11 protein-coding genes are annotated in these 17,110 nt (G+C 44.7%); 5 read left to right on the forward strand and 6 right to left on the reverse strand.

Features of this window, described 5'->3' with window-relative positions; genetic code table 11:
• The first annotated feature begins 275 nt into the window (after window positions 1–275).
• The 3 genes from R7E78_RS11150 (at window position 276) to nspC (ending at window position 5,652) form a co-directional block, all read left to right on the forward strand.
• A complete protein-coding gene (locus tag R7E78_RS11150) occupies window positions 276–3,152 on the forward strand; it encodes a pyridoxal phosphate-dependent class III aminotransferase (protein WP_262640460.1) in 2,877 nt (958 codons plus the stop codon).
• A gap of 18 nt (window positions 3,153–3,170) precedes the next feature.
• The gene (locus tag R7E78_RS11155; protein WP_262640459.1) at window positions 3,171–4,415 is read left to right on the forward strand and encodes a carboxynorspermidine synthase; all 1,245 of its coding nucleotides are present in this window, start codon (window positions 3,171–3,173) and stop codon (window positions 4,413–4,415) included.
• Window positions 4,416–4,518: 103 nt separating this feature from the next.
• Window positions 4,519–5,652 carry a carboxynorspermidine decarboxylase gene (nspC, locus tag R7E78_RS11160; RefSeq protein ID WP_025767273.1) on the forward strand — a complete coding sequence of 378 codons (1,134 nt, stop codon included), beginning with the start codon at window positions 4,519–4,521 and terminating at the stop codon, window positions 5,650–5,652.
• 77 nt (window positions 5,653–5,729) lie between these two features.
• Here the strand turns inward: nspC and R7E78_RS11165 are convergent, their stop codons facing one another.
• Both R7E78_RS11165 and R7E78_RS11170 read right to left on the reverse strand, forming a co-directional pair.
• Complete coding sequence (locus R7E78_RS11165) at window positions 5,730–6,242, reverse strand: glycine cleavage system protein R (RefSeq protein WP_213870258.1); 513 nt, start codon at window positions 6,240–6,242, stop codon at window positions 5,730–5,732.
• Between the two features lie 221 nt (window positions 6,243–6,463).
• The gene (locus tag R7E78_RS11170) at window positions 6,464–7,366 is read right to left on the reverse strand and encodes a DUF3943 domain-containing protein (RefSeq protein ID WP_033905662.1); all 903 of its coding nucleotides are present in this window, start codon (window positions 7,364–7,366) and stop codon (window positions 6,464–6,466) included.
• Between the two features lie 191 nt (window positions 7,367–7,557).
• Between R7E78_RS11170 and R7E78_RS11175 the strand changes: the two genes are divergently transcribed.
• The gene (locus R7E78_RS11175) at window positions 7,558–8,790 is read left to right on the forward strand and encodes a CinA family nicotinamide mononucleotide deamidase-related protein (protein WP_005376816.1); all 1,233 of its coding nucleotides are present in this window, start codon (window positions 7,558–7,560) and stop codon (window positions 8,788–8,790) included.
• A gap of 96 nt (window positions 8,791–8,886) precedes the next feature.
• Here the strand turns inward: R7E78_RS11175 and yfaE are convergent, their stop codons facing one another.
• The 4 genes from yfaE to ubiG form a co-directional block, all read right to left on the reverse strand.
• Complete coding sequence (yfaE, locus tag R7E78_RS11180; protein ID WP_005376817.1) at window positions 8,887–9,168, reverse strand: class I ribonucleotide reductase maintenance protein YfaE; 282 nt, start codon at window positions 9,166–9,168, stop codon at window positions 8,887–8,889.
• Complete coding sequence (nrdB, locus tag R7E78_RS11185) at window positions 9,168–10,301, reverse strand: class Ia ribonucleoside-diphosphate reductase subunit beta (protein ID WP_005376818.1); 1,134 nt, start codon at window positions 10,299–10,301, stop codon at window positions 9,168–9,170. The genes yfaE and nrdB overlap by 1 nt, the downstream gene beginning before the upstream one ends.
• Before the next feature lie 83 nt (window positions 10,302–10,384).
• A complete protein-coding gene (gene nrdA, locus R7E78_RS11190) occupies window positions 10,385–12,667 on the reverse strand; it encodes a class 1a ribonucleoside-diphosphate reductase subunit alpha (protein WP_262640458.1) in 2,283 nt (760 codons plus the stop codon).
• 501 nt (window positions 12,668–13,168) lie between these two features.
• Window positions 13,169–13,876 carry a bifunctional 2-polyprenyl-6-hydroxyphenol methylase/3-demethylubiquinol 3-O-methyltransferase UbiG gene (ubiG, locus tag R7E78_RS11195; protein ID WP_005376820.1) on the reverse strand — a complete coding sequence of 236 codons (708 nt, stop codon included), beginning with the start codon at window positions 13,874–13,876 and terminating at the stop codon, window positions 13,169–13,171.
• Between the two features lie 475 nt (window positions 13,877–14,351).
• Between ubiG and gyrA the strand changes: the two genes are divergently transcribed.
• On the forward strand, window positions 14,352–17,072 hold the full coding sequence (gyrA, locus tag R7E78_RS11200) for a DNA topoisomerase (ATP-hydrolyzing) subunit A (protein ID WP_005376821.1): 2,721 nt from the start codon (window positions 14,352–14,354) through the stop codon (window positions 17,070–17,072).
• The last annotated feature ends 38 nt before the right edge of the window (window positions 17,073–17,110 follow it).

Consider the following 17,110-nt stretch of genomic DNA (forward strand, 5'->3'; position numbering starts at 1 on the left):
CGGCATATTAATGGGAAACCCAACATTGAAACCTTTGAATAAACACACACTAATCAGCTTCATACTGCCGAAATGTCCTGTTTTACAAAACGGGTGCATTACAGAACCTTGATTAATCCCTTTTACATATAAAGTCGCGAGTATCGTGGCGGATGATCTGTATTTGTCATTTATGCACTGACAAATGCGGAGGGGTATTCACACCTCCTGTAATTTCATTCTAATGATTATTAATACAGGATACAGAATTATTATAATTCAAGGGATTATGTAGTATGAGCACTGCCTTTGAAGTCGATAGCAATATCGCAAACATTTTTTCGTCTCAGGTTCCTATCGTTGAGGGAACGTATGACTTAACGCCAGATCAAGTATTGATTGATCAGGCTGAGCATGAATCTGAAGTACGTTCTTATCCACGTCGTTTGCCGATCGCAATTAAACAAGCCTTTGGGTGCTTGGTTGAAGATACGCGTGGACAGATCTTTCTAGACTGCCTTGCTGGGGCAGGCACTCTAGCTTTGGGGTATAACCATCCTGAAATAAACCAAGCTCTGAAAGAGCAATTAGATTCAGGACTGCCATATCAGACGCTAGATATTGCAACATCAGCAAAAACGACGTTTATTCAATCTGTTAAGTCTTTTCTTCCTCAAGAGTTAAGCGAGAACAGCGTTATCCAATTTTGTGGCCCGTCTGGAGCTGATGCGGTTGAAGCTGCTATCAAGCTCGCGAAACAGACTACCGGTCGCAACACTATGTTTGCCTTCCGTGGCGCATACCATGGTATGACTAATGGTACGATGGGGATGATGGGTAACTTAGGCACGAAAGCTCGTCGAACCGGTTTGATGTCGGATGTGCACTTTATGCCTTTCCCATACAACCTGCGTTGTCCTTTTGGGCTTGGCGGTGATGAAGGTGCGAAAGCAAGTATTCGCTATATCGATCGTCTTTTAAACGATGATGAGTCAGGCATTATGAAGCCTGCCGCGATTATCGTGGAGCCAGTGCAAGGTGAGGGTGGTGTTGTTCCTGCGCCAGCATTCTGGCTACGAGAGTTACGTCGTATTTGTGATGAACACGGTATCTTACTGATCTTCGATGAGATCCAGTGTGGTATTGGTAAAACTGGCTACAATTTCGCGTTCGAAGAGTCGGGCATTGTTCCAGATATTCTGTGTTTATCAAAAGCAATTGGTGGTGGCTTACCAATGTCGCTATTGGTTATCAACAAGCAACATGATACATGGAAGCCGGGCGAGCACACAGGTACATTTCGTGGTAACCAGCTAGCTATGGTCTCTGGTGCGAAAGCATTAGAAATTATCCAGCGTGATAGCCTTGTTGAGCATGCCAATATTGCGGGTCAGTACCTGCGTTACGGCCTTGAGAGTATTCAAAAGCGTGTAAACTGTATCGCAGAGGTTCGTGGCAAAGGTTTGATGCTAGGCGTGGAGATTAAAAATCCAGACGGTGAGCTCAATAAATTTGGTGAACCTCAAGCGGATAGTGAACTCACACTTTCTATTCAACGCGCAGCACTCGAGCGTGGCTTGATCGTTGAAAAAGGTGGACGCGAAGGCGCAGTAATTCGTTTCCTTCCTCCTCTTATCATCTCGTTTGAGCAAATCGACTTTGCTTTACGTGTATTTGAAGACGCGATTTTAGCCGCTGGCGGTAGTCACATCGAAACTCAGCCACAAGATGAATGGAAGAAGCATTTCATCCACACTGGAGAGATGGGCAGCAATGAATTTGCTTCGGTGATGAATCACACTACTACGGCAATGAAGTCAGTGTTTGAACAAGTGACTGCACCGTATTCAGGTATGGATCCAAAAGCATTGGAAGCAGCGATTCACGACGTTGATCTTGATAATGGAAATGCGCCTCTTAAAACCGTTATCGACGATGCTGCTGAGCTGGTCGCGAAAAACGCAATTTTTACTCAACATCCAGATTGTATTGCTCACCTGCATACTCCACCTTTGATGCCAGCGATTGCGGCAGAGGCAATGATTGCGGCTTTGAACCAGTCTATGGACTCATGGGATCAAGCTTCATCAGCGACTTATGTTGAACAGAAAGTTGTGAACTGGCTATGTGATAAATATGAGTTAGGTGAAAAAGCGGACGGTATCTTCACGAGCGGCGGCACGCAAAGTAACCAAATGGGCTTGATGTTAGCGCGTGACTGGATTGCTGACAAACTCAGTGCACACTCAATTCAAAAGCTTGGCCTTCCTGAATACGCAGACAAGCTACGTATTGTATGTTCGAAAAAATCCCACTTCACGGTTCAAAAATCAGCGTCTTGGATGGGGTTGGGTGAAAAAGCGGTCATGACTGTCGATGCTAATGCCGATGGAACGATGGATGTCACTAAATTAGACGAAGTTCTCAATCAGGCCAAAGCAGAAGGTTTGATCCCATTTGCCATTGTTGGCACAGCGGGCACAACGGACCACGGTGCTATTGATGACTTAGACTTTATCGCCGATATGGCAGCGAAACATGACATGTGGATGCATGTCGACGGTGCATACGGTGGAGCTCTGATTCTAAGTAGCCAAAAAGCGCGTCTGAAAGGTTGTGAGCGTGCACATTCCATCAGCGTAGACTTCCATAAGCTGTTTTACCAAACCATCAGTTGTGGTGCGCTATTGGTAAATGACAAGTCTAACTTTAAATTCCTGCTTCACCATGCAGACTATTTGAACCGCGAACACGACGAACTACCGAACTTGGTGGATAAGTCTATTGCGACAACTAAGCGTTTTGATGCGCTCAAAGTGTTTATGACGATGCAAAGCGTAGGGCCAAAAGCCCTAGGCGATATGTATGATCATTTGCTTGAACAGACGCTTGAAGTGGCAGACATGATTCGAGATAACAAACACTTTGAGTTGTTGGCTGAACCATCACTATCTACGGTTCTGTTCCGCGCGACACATGAATCAGCGGATCTTGATGAACTGAACAAAACGTTGCGCTTAGAAGCGTTAACACGCGGTATCGCGGTATTGGGTGAAACCATTGTCGACGATAAAACTGCATTGAAATTTACGATTTTGAACCCGTGTCTGACGACGGCGGACTTTGAATCTTTGCTCTCAAAAATCAATACGCTAGCGGCAGAGCTAGTTTAACAAAGGTAACGGAAAACTATGGCAATTCTACAGATTGGTGCAGGCGGCGTTGGCTGGGTAGTTGCACATAAAGCAGCACAAAACAACGACGTTCTGGGTGATATCACAATCGCATCACGTACCGTAGGTAAGTGTGAGAAAATCATCGAATCGATTCAGAAGAAAAACAATCTGAAAGATTCAACTAAGAAATTAGAAGCGCGAGCGGTAAACGCGGACGACGTAGATTCTTTAGTTGCTTTAATTAAAGAAGTACAACCTGACTTAGTGATCAACGCAGGTCCTCCTTGGGTGAACATGTCTATTATGGAAGCATGTTACCAAGCTAAAGTGTCATACCTTGATACATCTGTTGCGGTTGATTTGTGCTCTGAAGGCCAACAAGTACCTCAAGCTTACGATTGGCAGTGGGGTTACCGTGAGAAGTTTGAAGAAGCGGGCATTACAGGTATTCTTGGTGCTGGTTTCGATCCGGGCGTAGTATCGGTGTTTGCCGCATACGCAGTGAAGCATCTGTTCGATGAAATCGATACTATCGACGTAATGGATGTAAACGCAGGCGACCACGGTAAGAAGTTCGCAACTAACTTTGATCCAGAAACGAACATGCTTGAGATTCAAGGCGATTCGTTCTACTGGGAAAACGGCGAGTGGAAACAAGTACCTTGTCACTCACGTATGCTTGAGTTTGAATTCCCGAATTGTGGTTCACACAAAGTGTACTCAATGGCGCACGACGAAGTTCGATCTATGCAAGAGTTCATCCCGGCGAAACGCATCGAATTCTGGATGGGCTTTGGTGACCGTTACCTAAACTACTTCAATGTGATGCGCGACATCGGTCTACTCAGTCCAGATCCACTAACGCTTCACGACGGTACGGTTGTTCAACCTTTGCACGTGCTAAAAGCACTACTACCAGATCCAACATCTCTCGCACCAGGCTACACTGGCCTAACGTGTATCGGTACTTGGGTTCAAGGTAAGAAAGATGGCAAAGAGCGCAGTGTATTTATTTACAACAACGCTGATCACGAAGTCGCATACGAAGATGTTGAACACCAAGCTATCTCATACACCACTGGCGTACCTGCGATCACTGCTGCTTTGCAGTTCTTCCGTGGCAAATGGGCAGACAAAGGCGTGTTCAACATGGAGCAGCTAGATCCAGACCCATTCCTAGAAGCCATGCCATCTATTGGTCTAGATTGGCATGTCCAAGAACTGGAGCCAGGACAACCTGTTATCCATAAATTGAAGTAAGAATTTAGCGACTCTTATTTGTACGTTTAAGCCGATGCACTTGCGTCGGCTTTGTTCGATTTTATAGTGTCTTTGCTAAGGCGAAGGGACGTAAGGTATCAAAATGCAACAAAACGAACTAAAAACGCCATACTTCATGATCAATGAAGACAAGCTGATTGAGAATCTAGAGAAAGCAAAACAGCTAAAAGACATCTCTGGTGTGAAGCTTGTATTAGCACTGAAGTGCTTCTCAACATGGGGTGTATTCGACATCATCAAGCCTTACCTAGACGGAACAACAAGTTCTGGCCCGTTTGAAGTGAAGCTTGGCTACGAAACGTTCGGTGGTGAGACACACGCATACAGTGTGGGTTACAGCGAAGATGACGTTCGCGATGTGGCGGACATCTGTGACAAGATGATCTTTAACTCTCAGTCACAGCTAGCGGCTTATCGTCATATTGTCGAAGGTAAAGCATCGATTGGCTTGCGCCTAAACCCAGGTGTGAGCTATGCAGGGCAAGACTTAGCAAACCCAGCGCGTCAATTCTCTCGTCTTGGGGTTCAGGCTGATCACATCAAACCGGAAATTTTTGATGGTATTGATGGCGTAATGTTCCACATGAACTGTGAGAACAAAGACGTAGATGCGTTTATCGGCTTACTCGATGCTATTTCAGATCAGTTTGGCGAGTACCTAGATAAGCTGGACTGGGTGAGCATGGGCGGCGGCGTGTTCTTCACATGGCCGGGGTACGATATCGAGAAGTTGGGGTTAGCACTTAAAGCGTTCTCAGAGAAACACGGCGTACAAATGTATTTAGAGCCGGGTGAAGCGATAATTACTAAGACCACTGATCTCGTTGTAACAGTGGTTGATATTGTAGAGAACGTAAAGAAGACGGCGATTGTCGATTCGGCCACAGAAGCTCACCGCTTAGATACGTTGATCTACAATGAGCCAGCGTCAATCCTTGAAGCATCTGAAAATGGTGAACATGAGTATGTGATCGGCTCGTGCTCTTGTTTGGCTGGTGACCAGTTCTGCGTGGCGAACTTCGAACAGCCTCTAGAGATAGGACAGCGTCTGCATATTCTAGATAGTGCCGGTTACACCATGGTGAAACTGAACTGGTTTAACGGTCTACGTATGCCGTCGGTCTACTGTGAACGCTCGAATGGTGACATTCAAAAACTGAATGAATTTGACTACTCTGATTTCAAACGTTCACTGTCTCAGTGGTCAGTGAAATAAAACGTATTGAGTATTAGAACGACAAAGAGCAGCTGAATTGCTGCTCTTTTTATTGGGGAAGCGTTAAAGGTATGCAGTTAGCTTTCTACAATTACACGAGTGTCTTCACTCAGAGATTCTAACTCATTGGCTATGTCTTCAATTTCTAGCTCGCTAGGTAGTTTTATCGCCATTTTAGCGCTGAATAAGCTAGAGCTTACCCCTCCGCCTCCAGCAATGAATACACGCTGACAATCCATATCTAAAATTGAGATACCTTGATTATCGAGAACGTGAGTAATTTCATTCACAATACCCGCTCTATCGTTGGCATCTAAACGAAGTTGGAAGATAGTGTCTTCACGATATGAATGAGGTTCAGAGTCGACGAACCTAACAACAAGAGTCTGACAAGAAGAGAACGCCTGTTTAACGATGTCGGCATTTTCTCTTGGAAGCTCTACTTTGATGACACCTGCAACTTGGTCTTCGATAAAGTTTACTTTGCTGATCAGCCATTTCCCGCCGTTTTCGTGTGTGATTGCAGCGAGCTCTTTAATCGTGGCGGGTAACGCTTGTCCGACAAAATTAACAATAAATACGGTGTTCATAATGTCCCCTCCTGGAATCAAGGTTTGGACGCAGTACGAATAAACGTGCTACTTAAGTTATTGGAATAAATCCTTTTATTTAGTGTAGGTGCTAAGGGCAGGTAATGTTTGATGAAAGTCAATTTTTAATACTAATTCGTGATGCAAATAATTAAAACAATGTTCAGAGCACAAAAAAGCAGCCATCGTAAGGCTGCTTTTTACCGAGTATCAACTTAGGATTAGAACGTTACTTTTAACTCGACACCATAAAATTGACTGTCGTAGTTTGCGCCTGCGTCCATGGCGAATTTTGCAACATCTTGATTTCCAAACCAAGGTGATGAATTGAATTGTAGTTCTGCACTACCGCCCCATGCATCAGTTACCCAATAATGAATATGTCCAACAGGGTTTAAGAAGAAGAGCGAAACATCACCTGCGGTTTCAGAGCCCATAACTTCGCCGCCGTTTGCAATAATGTCTTGCTCAGCCGTTAACATCATTTCACCAACAACAGCACCAAAGAATGGTGTGATAAAAATATCCTGCCAAGATGGTACTTCTGCGAACGCCTCCACGCCATACTCCCAAAAGAACGTCGACATAGTTGCGGAGTACAAAAACGACTGAAATTCATTATAGCCAGCATGACGTGCTGCCGTGTAGTAAACGCCGCCAAAATATGGGTGCATGATGTAGTTGAGGACATGTTCATCACGATCCCAAACGGGGCCGTCAGAGACATTATCTTTCCACTTTTGCCCCAACTTACTCATGTCTCGGTCTTCTTCGTCCCATTTGGTGATACTTTCTGGAAGAAAAGTCATCATGCCTACGGTCGCGATACTGAGGCCTAGAATGGTGTAGGTTTGACCCATCAGATAATCCCAGTCTTTATCTTGAGGGATGATGAGATGTTTAGGCTGAAGCCCTGCGTCAAGGTTTAGCGAATCATCATTATTCTGTTCATACATAACACCGCGATTTTGAGCCTCGAAGGTGTACAGAGTCGTCGTTTCGCAGTAACCTGACAAGCAATCAGGTGTGTAAGAAAACTCTGTATGACGGCTTAGGTCATAGTGACTTGCTTGCGCAAGCGCTGACGAAGCCAAGCAAAGGCCTGTTAGAGTCGTCTTGAACATGGATGATTTTGACACAAAGGTCTCCGAGTTAATGGTGTATGTTCGGGCTCGTAATTATCCCTCAAAACATCAATCATTTAAACACTTGACCCTTATTTAGTCCCAACAAACCTCGGCGAGATTTGTCCAAATAAAAAGAAAAATAAGCGCTATAACGAAAATAGGATTGTGCTTACGTTCAGGAGTCAGTTGTGAAAATAGCAATGCTTAGTACTGGTGAGGAAGTCCTCCACGGTGATATTGTTGATACTAATGCGGCATGGTTGTCTAGCCTGTTCTATCAACATGGATTTGGCTTAACAAAGCGCTCAACGGTTGGCGATAGCCTATCGAGTTTGGTTGAAGAGTTTTTAATGCTCAGCTTTAACAACGATGTGGTTATTGTTAATGGTGGTTTAGGCCCTACAACGGATGACATGAGTGCTGCCGCCGCCGCGAGAGCCGCCGATTGTAAACTGGTGCTATTCAAAGAGTGGTTGCAGCATCTAGAAAGTTTGTATGCTCGACGTGGCATCCCTATGCCGGACAGTAATTTAAAGCAAGCAATGCTGCCAGAAACGGCAGAGATATTGGACAACCCGATAGGCACTGCTTGCGGTTTCAAAATGCTGATTAATGATGCCATTTTTTATTTCACACCGGGTGTACCAAGTGAATTTAAGCTCATGGCAGAGACGCAAATTCTTCCCGATCTGAGAAGAGTGTTTCCCGATGTTCAAGGTTCATGTTGTAGTCGAATCTACACGTTTGGTCTATCTGAATCCGGTATTTCAGATAAGCTAGATCAGCTAAAACTTCCTCAAGGCTATGAGCTAGGGTATCGCTCTTACTTGCCTTTTATTGAAGTGAAACTTTTTGGTCCTTCAGATCAGCTTGAACAGCGTTTGAAACTCGTACAGATAATTAATAAACACCTTGAGAGTAATACCGTTAGTATTGATTTACCTATGGTTGAAAATGTCGGCCAGTTGTTGGTCGATAAAGGACTAACAGTGTCGACCTCCGAAAAAAGTAGCGGAGGATACTTAACGTACTGGCTAAACGGTGATGAAAACGCTGAAAAGCAACTAGGGCATGGTTGGATACTACCGAGCCTGACTCAAGCGATGGCCAACAGCGGAGATCCATTAGCAGAAACGTTTGCTCTGGCTGGTGCTACGCGAGAGAAGTGTGGGACGGATTTATCACTCGTTACTGGCCATATTGAAGAGGGGGTTTTTTCCGTCGCTTTATCGACACCGTCAGGCGAGTGGGGAGCGTTATATAAACTCTCGAAAAAGTATCAGCGCAGTGATCAAGTTAAAGTGATCAGCACGGCAGCTCTAGACTTGTTGCGTCGCTACCTAGAACGTAAACCGATGTTTGCGCATTATGCATTTTTAGAGAAAGTTAAAGAGATGCACCTCCCGAGCAGTGCTTTATAACCAAAGCTCTATACAGTAGTCTGAGAGACAAAACACAGAGACAAAAAAGCCAAGGTGATTGCCTTGGCTTTTGCATTTTATACCGTCGAGTCAACGTTATGCGCGCTGCTTTTCTTTCATCGCGTAGTTAACGCCGCTAAGTGACAAATCTGATTTTGCTTTACAGATACAAGGTAATATTTCATCACTTTGTGTGTAAGCCATGGCAAAACCAACATACTCCACTTCACCAGACTCCAATTTGCAGCGACAGGCGCCGCAGTGCCCATCACGGCAGTTGTATTCTGGTAATAGGCCAGCTTGCTCCATTGTTTCCAAAATCGTATTGGAAGGGTTGGATTCAATGCTGATCAGTTTGTTGATTTTGAGTGTTGCCATTACAGCTCGAATCCTTCGAAGTCATCTGCGCGAACTTCATTGTCAATTTGACCCACAAGGTAAGAAGAGATTTCTGCTTCTTGAGGCGCAACTTGAACGTTATCTGAAGACAACCAAGCGTTAATCCATGGAATTGGGTTGGTTGTTGCTTCTGGATACGCTGCTGGTAGACCTACCGCTTGCATACGAATATTTGTGATGTATTCAACGTATTGGCTTAGGATGTCTTTGTTTAGACCGATCATAGAGCCATCTTTGAATAGATACTCTGCCCACTCTTTTTCTTGCTCAGCCGCTTCTTTGAATAGGTCAAAGCAGTCCTGTTTTGCCTCTTCTGCGATTTGCATGAAAGTGAAGTCATCTTGACCGTTACGTAGCAGGTTGATCATGTGCTGCGTGCCGTTTAAGTGAAGTGCTTCGTCACGAGCGATCAGCTTGATGATTTTCGCGTTACCTTCCATTAGTTCGCGTTCTGCGAAAGCGAAAGAACATGCGAAACTTACGTAAAAACGAATGGCTTCTAATGCGTTAACAGACATCAGACAGATGTACAGCTTCTTCTTAAGATCGTACAGACTAACCTTAACCGTTTCACCGTTAAGGACATGCTCACCTTCACCGTAGCGATGGTAATCATTCGTCGCTTGAATCAAATCGTCGTAGTAGTGCGCGATGTCTTTTGCACGCTTCAGAATGTGCTCGTTCTCAACGATATCATCAAACACTACAGCAGGGTCGTTCACGATGTTACGAATAATGTGTGTGTAAGAACGAGAGTGAATCGTTTCAGAGAAAGACCAAGTCTCAATCCAAGTCTCTAGTTCTGGCAGAGACACAAGCGGCAGCAGTGCCACGTTAGGGCTGCGGCCTTGGATAGAGTCAAGAAGCGTTTGGTACTTCAAGTTAGAGATGAAGATGTGCTTCTCGTGATCTGGCAGTTTGTTGTAATCGATACGGTCGCTAGATACGTCTACTTCTTCTGGACGCCAGAAGAAAGAAAGTTGTTTCTCGATAAGTTTTTCGAAAATCTCAAACTTTTGTTGGTCGTAACGTGCAACGTTTACTGATTGACCTAGGAACATTGGTTCCTTCAATTGGTCATTCTTTTTTTGGTTAAAAGTACTGTAAGCCATAATGCCTCAATTCCTTTTAAACCTCCCCGTAAGGGGGAGGTTATCGATAGTCTGTCTTTACGGGTTCGCTAGGTACGGGAAGATTAAATCTTACAACCGCCGCCAGCACAATCGTCATCTTGTGGTTGAACAGCGTCTTTCTGTTCATCTTTCGCGCCATCACGAGTGTTGTGGTAGTAAAGCGTTTTCACACCAAACTTATACGCTGTTAGCAGGTCTTGAAGTAGTTTCTTCATTGGAACCTTGCCAGTCTCGTAACGTGACGGGTCGTAGTTAGTATTAGCAGAGATAGCTTGGTCAACAAACTTCTGCATAATACCCACAAGGTGTAGATAACCGTCGTTCGAACCGATATTCCAAAGCAGTTCATAGCTGTCTTTAAGTTCTGTGAACTCTGGTACAACTTGCTTCAGGATACCGTCTTTCGAAGCTTTTACTGAAACGTAACCACGTGGTGGCTCAATACCGTTAGTTGCGTTTGAAATCTGAGAAGAAGTCTCAGAAGGCATTAGCGCAGTCAGTGTTGAGTTACGTAGGCCGTGCTCCATAATTTCTTTACGTAGGCTGTCCCAGTCGTAGTGCAGCGCTTCGTCACAAATTAGGTCGATATCTTTCTTATACGTATCAATCGGCAGTAAGCCTTTCGCGTAGTTCGTCTCGTCGAATGAAGGGCACTTACCTTGTTCTTTCGCCAGTGCTACAGATGCTTTCAATAGGTAGTACTGCATTGCTTCGAACGTACGGTGAGTTAGGCCGTTCGCGCTACCGTCAGAGTATTTCACGCCATTCTTCGCTAAGTAGTAAGCAAAGTTAATCACACCAACACCTAGCGTACGACGGTTCATAGTCGATTTGTATGCCGCTGGTAGAGGGTAATCTTGGTAATCAAGCAGTGCATCTAACGCACGAACAACAAGATCGGATAGCTCTTCGAAATCATCTAGAGACTTGATAGCACCTAAGTTGAATGCAGAAAGCGTACACAGTGCGATCTCGCCTGAGTCATCTTCAACGTTAGTTAATGGTTTCGTTGGTAGTGCGATTTCTAAACATAGGTTCGACTGACGAACTGGAGCAACTTCAGAATCAAATGGGCTGTGAGTATTACAGTGGTCCACGTTCTGGACGTAGATACGACCCGTTGATGCACGCTCTTGCATTAGCAGAGTGAACATTTCAATCGCTTTAACCGTTTCTTTCTTGATTGAAGGATCGTTCTCGTACTTCACGTATAGACGCTCAAACTCTTCTTGGTTTTCGAAGAATGCGTCGTACAGACCAGGTACATCAGATGGTGAGAATAGCGTAATATTGCCGCCTTCAACTAAACGTTGGTACATCAGTTTATTTAACTGAACACCGTAGTCCATGTGACGAACACGGTTTTCTTCAACACCACGGTTGTTCTTAAGTACCATTAGTGAGCGTGCTTCACCGTGCCACATTGGGTAGAACACAGTAGCTGCGCCACCACGTACACCACCTTGTGAACAACATTTTACTGCTGTTTGGAAGTACTTGTAGAACGGAATACAACCAGTGTGGAATGCTTCACCACCGCGAATCTCTGAGCCTAATGCACGGATACGACCTGCGTTGATACCAATACCAGCGCGCTGAGATACGTAACGAACAATTGAGCTTGCTGTTGCGTTAATAGAATCAAGACTGTCGCCACACTCGATCAGAACACATGAGCTGAACTGGCGAGTAGGGGTACGCACGCCAGACATAATTGGCGTAGGTAGAGAAATCTTAAATGTCGATGTCGCATCGTAGAAACGTTTGATGTAATCAAGACGTGTCGCTTTTGGATATTTCGCAAATAAGCACGCTGCTACAAGGATGTATAAGAACTGAGCACTTTCGTAAATTTGGCCCGTAACACGGTTCTGTACGAAGTACTTACCCTCTAGCTGCTTAACTGCCGCGTATGAGAAATTTAGGTCGCGTTTATGGTCGAGGTACGCATCAAGTTCGTCGAGTTCTGCTTTTGTGTAGTCTTCTAGAATATGTTGATCGTACTTACCCATATCGACGAGGCGAGACACGTGATCATAAAGCGTTGGTGGCTCGTATTGGCCATACGCTTTTTTACGCAGATGGAATACCGCTAGGCGAGCAGCTAGGTATTGGTAATCCGGAGTCTCTTCAGAGATCAGGTCTGCCGCAGACTTGATGATTGTCTCGTGAATATCTGTCGTTGTGATGCCGTCGTAAAACTGGATGTGAGCGCGAAGTTCTACTTGAGAAACCGAAACATTATCTAGACCTTCTGCAGCCCAAGTGATAACGCGGTGGATTTTATCCAGATCGATACTTTCTTTACGGCCATCACGCTTGGTGACGGTAAGTTGTTGGTTCATTCTGCTTTATTTCCCTAAGAAAACTGATAAAAGCCGTATTTTTGTTTGTTTATGTGCAATATGAGTAAAGCTTGCGGCGGCTTTGTGATCAAAGTCTATCTATATATTGTCGCTTAAACACAACATATAGGGGTTCATTTGTTTGCGGGTTACAAGATAGTGCTATTACACTGATTTATCAAGGTACAGATCGGGGATGACTTGTGGATAACTGACAAAATGAAAAAAATCAGTAAGTGAACACTAACCGATGAGAAAAGGGCAGACTTGAATGGTTAAAAGTACGGTTTCGAGATCGGTTTAGAAATAACCGCATGCAAAAATATTTTCCTTGATCTTTGGCCGTTTTTATCTACGAAAAATGGCTTGGTCAAAATGGAATCTAGAGCACGAATTTTAGCCATAAAAAGACAAAAAAAGCGGCAACTTTGTGCTACCGCTTCCGATTCATTTTCTTTAAAAAATGTCAATCACAAAACTCATTTTTTAACTTAATAGCGTTCAGTATTTTTTAGTATGAACGATGTAGTTTACATCTACATTACGACCGAGTTTGTAGCTGTCATTTAGAGGGTTGTAATGAAGCCCAGTAATGCCCATTTCCGTCAGGTCAGTTTGATCTATCATCTTCATCATTTCGGCTGGCTTGATAAACTTATCGTGCTCATGAGTGCCTTCAGGAACAATCTTAAGAAGCTTCTCAGCACCGACAATAGCAAATAAGTACGACTTAATGTTTCGGTTCAAAGTTGAGAAAAACACGTGACCACCGGGTTTGACTAGCGCAGCACAAGAGCGGATAACGGAGAGAGGATCTGGAACGTGTTCAAGCATCTCCATACAAGTCACGACATCGTAAGTTCCTGCGTTTTCTATAGCGTGGTCTTCTATTGTGCTCTGAATGTAGGTCAGTTGAGTACCTGTTTCTAATGCATGTAGTCGCGCGACTTCTAATGGTTCTTTACCCATATCAAGCCCCGTCACAATAGCGCCTTCTTTTGCCATGCTTTCAGCAAGAATGCCACCACCACAGCCGACATCAAGTGCGCGCTTGCCAAACAAGCCATTTGCTTTTTCAAGTACATAGTTCAAACGAAGTGGGTTAATTTGATGAAGCGGCTTAAACTCGCCTTCTAAATCCCACCATCGAGAAGCCATGTCCTCGAATTTCTTAATTTCACTTGGGTCGACGTTTTGTGCTTTAGTCATAATTGGTTTTATTGCATTCAATCTGAGTCCTTTAGAGGGCGCCAGTATACTCCAACGTTTTACACCCAAACAACCTCGATGTGCTTAGTTAAGGGACAATGACAGAGTTCACTGGCGCGGCAATCGAGACAGGTGCCTGTAATTTGTAAAGCGCTAGCTATTGTTTTTGGTTCATCCTTGAACTGGTGCCAGTGACAATAACTCTAAAACCTGCATTTTCGCGTTGTGTGGTTAAAGGAATTTACCTCGCTTTTCCGCGTAAAGGGTCCGATTTTGCTCAATATTGGCCGAAATATAACCACTAATCAGAAAGATATGGGATGAGTGTGCAAATTCTCGACATTTGATTCATAACCAAGCTCACAACCTGATAAAAGGAGAGGGAAAGTGATGCCGAAGTGATGAATTGTGTGTTATATTTTTGCACCTTACACGTATCGTAATTACGATCAGATAATAGAGGGATAATGGCTCTATGAGCGATTTAGCTAAAGAGATCACGCCCGTAAACATTGAAGATGAGCTTAGAGGTTCATACCTAGACTATGCGATGTCAGTCATCGTGGGTCGTGCTCTTCCAGATGTGCGTGATGGCCTAAAACCAGTACACCGCCGCGTTTTATTCGCGATGAACGTACTAGGCAACGATTGGAACAAACCATATAAAAAATCAGCCCGTGTTGTCGGCGACGTAATCGGTAAATACCACCCACATGGTGATAGTGCTGTGTACGACACAATCGTACGTATGGCTCAGCCGTTCTCGCTTCGTTACATGCTGGTCGATGGTCAAGGTAACTTTGGCTCGATCGATGGCGACTCTGCTGCGGCAATGCGTTACACCGAAGTTCGAATGGCAAAAATTGCCCATGAACTATTGGCTGACCTAGACAAAGAAACCGTAGACTACGTACCAAACTACGACGGTACTGAGCAGATCCCAGCGGTTCTTCCAACTAAAATTCCAAACCTATTGGTTAACGGTGCTTCTGGTATCGCAGTAGGTATGGCAACCAACATCCCGCCTCATAACCTTGGCGAAGTGATTGATGGCTGTCTTGCATACATCAATAATGAAGAAATCACTATTGATGAACTAATGGATTACATTCCTGGTCCTGATTTCCCAACGGCGGCGCTTATCAGCGGTCGTAAAGGCATTGTAGACGCGTACAAAACAGGTCGTGGCAAAATCTACATGCGTTCGAAAGCGGACATCGAAGTGGAGAAGAATGGTAAAGAGACCATTATCGTCACTGAAATTCCTTACCAGGTGAACAAAGCTCGCTTGATCGAAAAGATCGCTGAGCTAGTTAAAGATAAGAAAGTAGAAGGCATCAGTGCACTGCGCGACGAGTCAGATAAAGACGGTATGCGCATTGTTATTGAGTGTAAGCGCGATGCTGTGGGCGAAGTAGTTCTAAACAACCTTTACGCTCAGACTCAGCTGCAAACCACTTTCGGTATCAACATGGTGGCCCTAAATAATGGCCAGCCACAGCTATTCAACCTAAAAGATATGTTGAAGTGCTTCGTTGATCACCGTCGTGAAGTTGTGACACGTCGTACTATCTTCGAACTGCGTAAAGCGCGTGAACGTGCTCATATCCTTGAAGGTTTAGCTCTAGCGCTTGCTAACATTGATGAAATCATTGAGCTTATCCGTAAGGCACCTACACCGGCTGAAGCAAAAGCGGGTCTTATCGCTCGTGGTTGGGATTTAGGCAACGTTTCAGCAATGCTAGAGCGTGCTGGTACAGATGCTGCGCGCCCTGAATGGCTAGAGCCTGAATATGGTATTCGTGATGGTCAGTACTTCCTGACTGAGCAACAAGCACAAGCTATCCTAGATCTACGTTTACATAAACTAACAGGTCTAGAACACGAGAAGATTCTTGGCGAATACAAAACACTTCTAGAAGAAATCGCTGAACTCATGCATATCCTTGCGAGCACTGAGCGTTTGATGGAAGTTATCCGTGAGGAACTTGAAGCGGTTCGTGACGGCTTTGGTGACGCTCGTCGTACAGAAATCACAGCTGCGAGCCATGATATTGACATGGAAGAGCTGATCGCACGTGAAGACGTTGTGGTTACTCTATCTCACGGTGGTTACGTTAAGTACCAAGTACTGAGCGACTACGAGTCACAGCGCCGTGGTGGTAAAGGTAAGAGTGCGACTAAGATGAAAGATGAAGACCATATCGAGCGTCTTCTAGTGGCGAATACCCACGATAACATCTTGTGTTTCTCTACTCGTGGTAAAACATACCGCCTGAAAGTTTACCAATTGCCTCTAGCGAGCCGTACTGCGCGTGGTAAGCCAATTGTGAACATCCTTCCACTCGAAGAAGGTGAGCGCATTACCGCGATTCTGCGTGTTGATGAATTCTCTGAAGACAAATTCATCTTCATGGCAACAGGTGACGGTACGGTTAAGAAAACGCCGTTGAACCAGTTTGCAAACGTACGTTCAAACGGCCTAATCGCTGTGAACCTACGTGAAGACGATTCGTTAATCGGTGTGGATATCACTAACGGCGAAAACGAAATCATGCTGTTCTCTAAAGCGGGTAAAGTGGTTCGCTTTAAAGAAGCAGAGGAGATTCCAGTACTTGATGAAAATGGTAAACCAGTTCTTGATGAGAATGGTCAGCCAGAGATCAAGTTTAAAGGTGTTCGTCCTATGGGTCGTACCGCCTCTGGTGTTCGTGGTATGAAACTGGCTGAAAATGACCAAGTTGTATCACTTATTGTTCCTTCGCACGAAGGCGACATCCTAACGGTTACAGAAAACGGTTATGGTAAACGTACAGCACTTAGCGAGTACCCGACAAAAGGTCGTGGCACTCAAGGTGTAGTTTCTATCAAAGTTTCTGAGCGAAATGGCCCGGTAGTTGGTGCTATCCAGGTTGTTGAAGGTGATGAAATGATGATGATCACCGACGCTGGCACGTTAGTACGTACTCGTGTGGGTGAAGTTAGCCAGGTTGGTCGTAACACACAAGGTGTAACGCTTATCCGTACTGCGGAAGATGAATCAGTTGTTGGTTTGCAACGTATTGAAGAAGTTGATGATGAAGAGCTGCCTGCTGATGAAGATGCAGAAGCGTTAGAGTCAACAGGCGAAAATACGCAGCAAGACGCTTCAGAAGCTCCAGCTGCTGATGATGCAGAGGAAGGTAACGAAGAGTAATCTTACATCGTTATCCTGATATGAAAAGCCGAGCCTTA

The organism is Vibrio sp. YT-19(2023) (assembly GCF_033337395.1).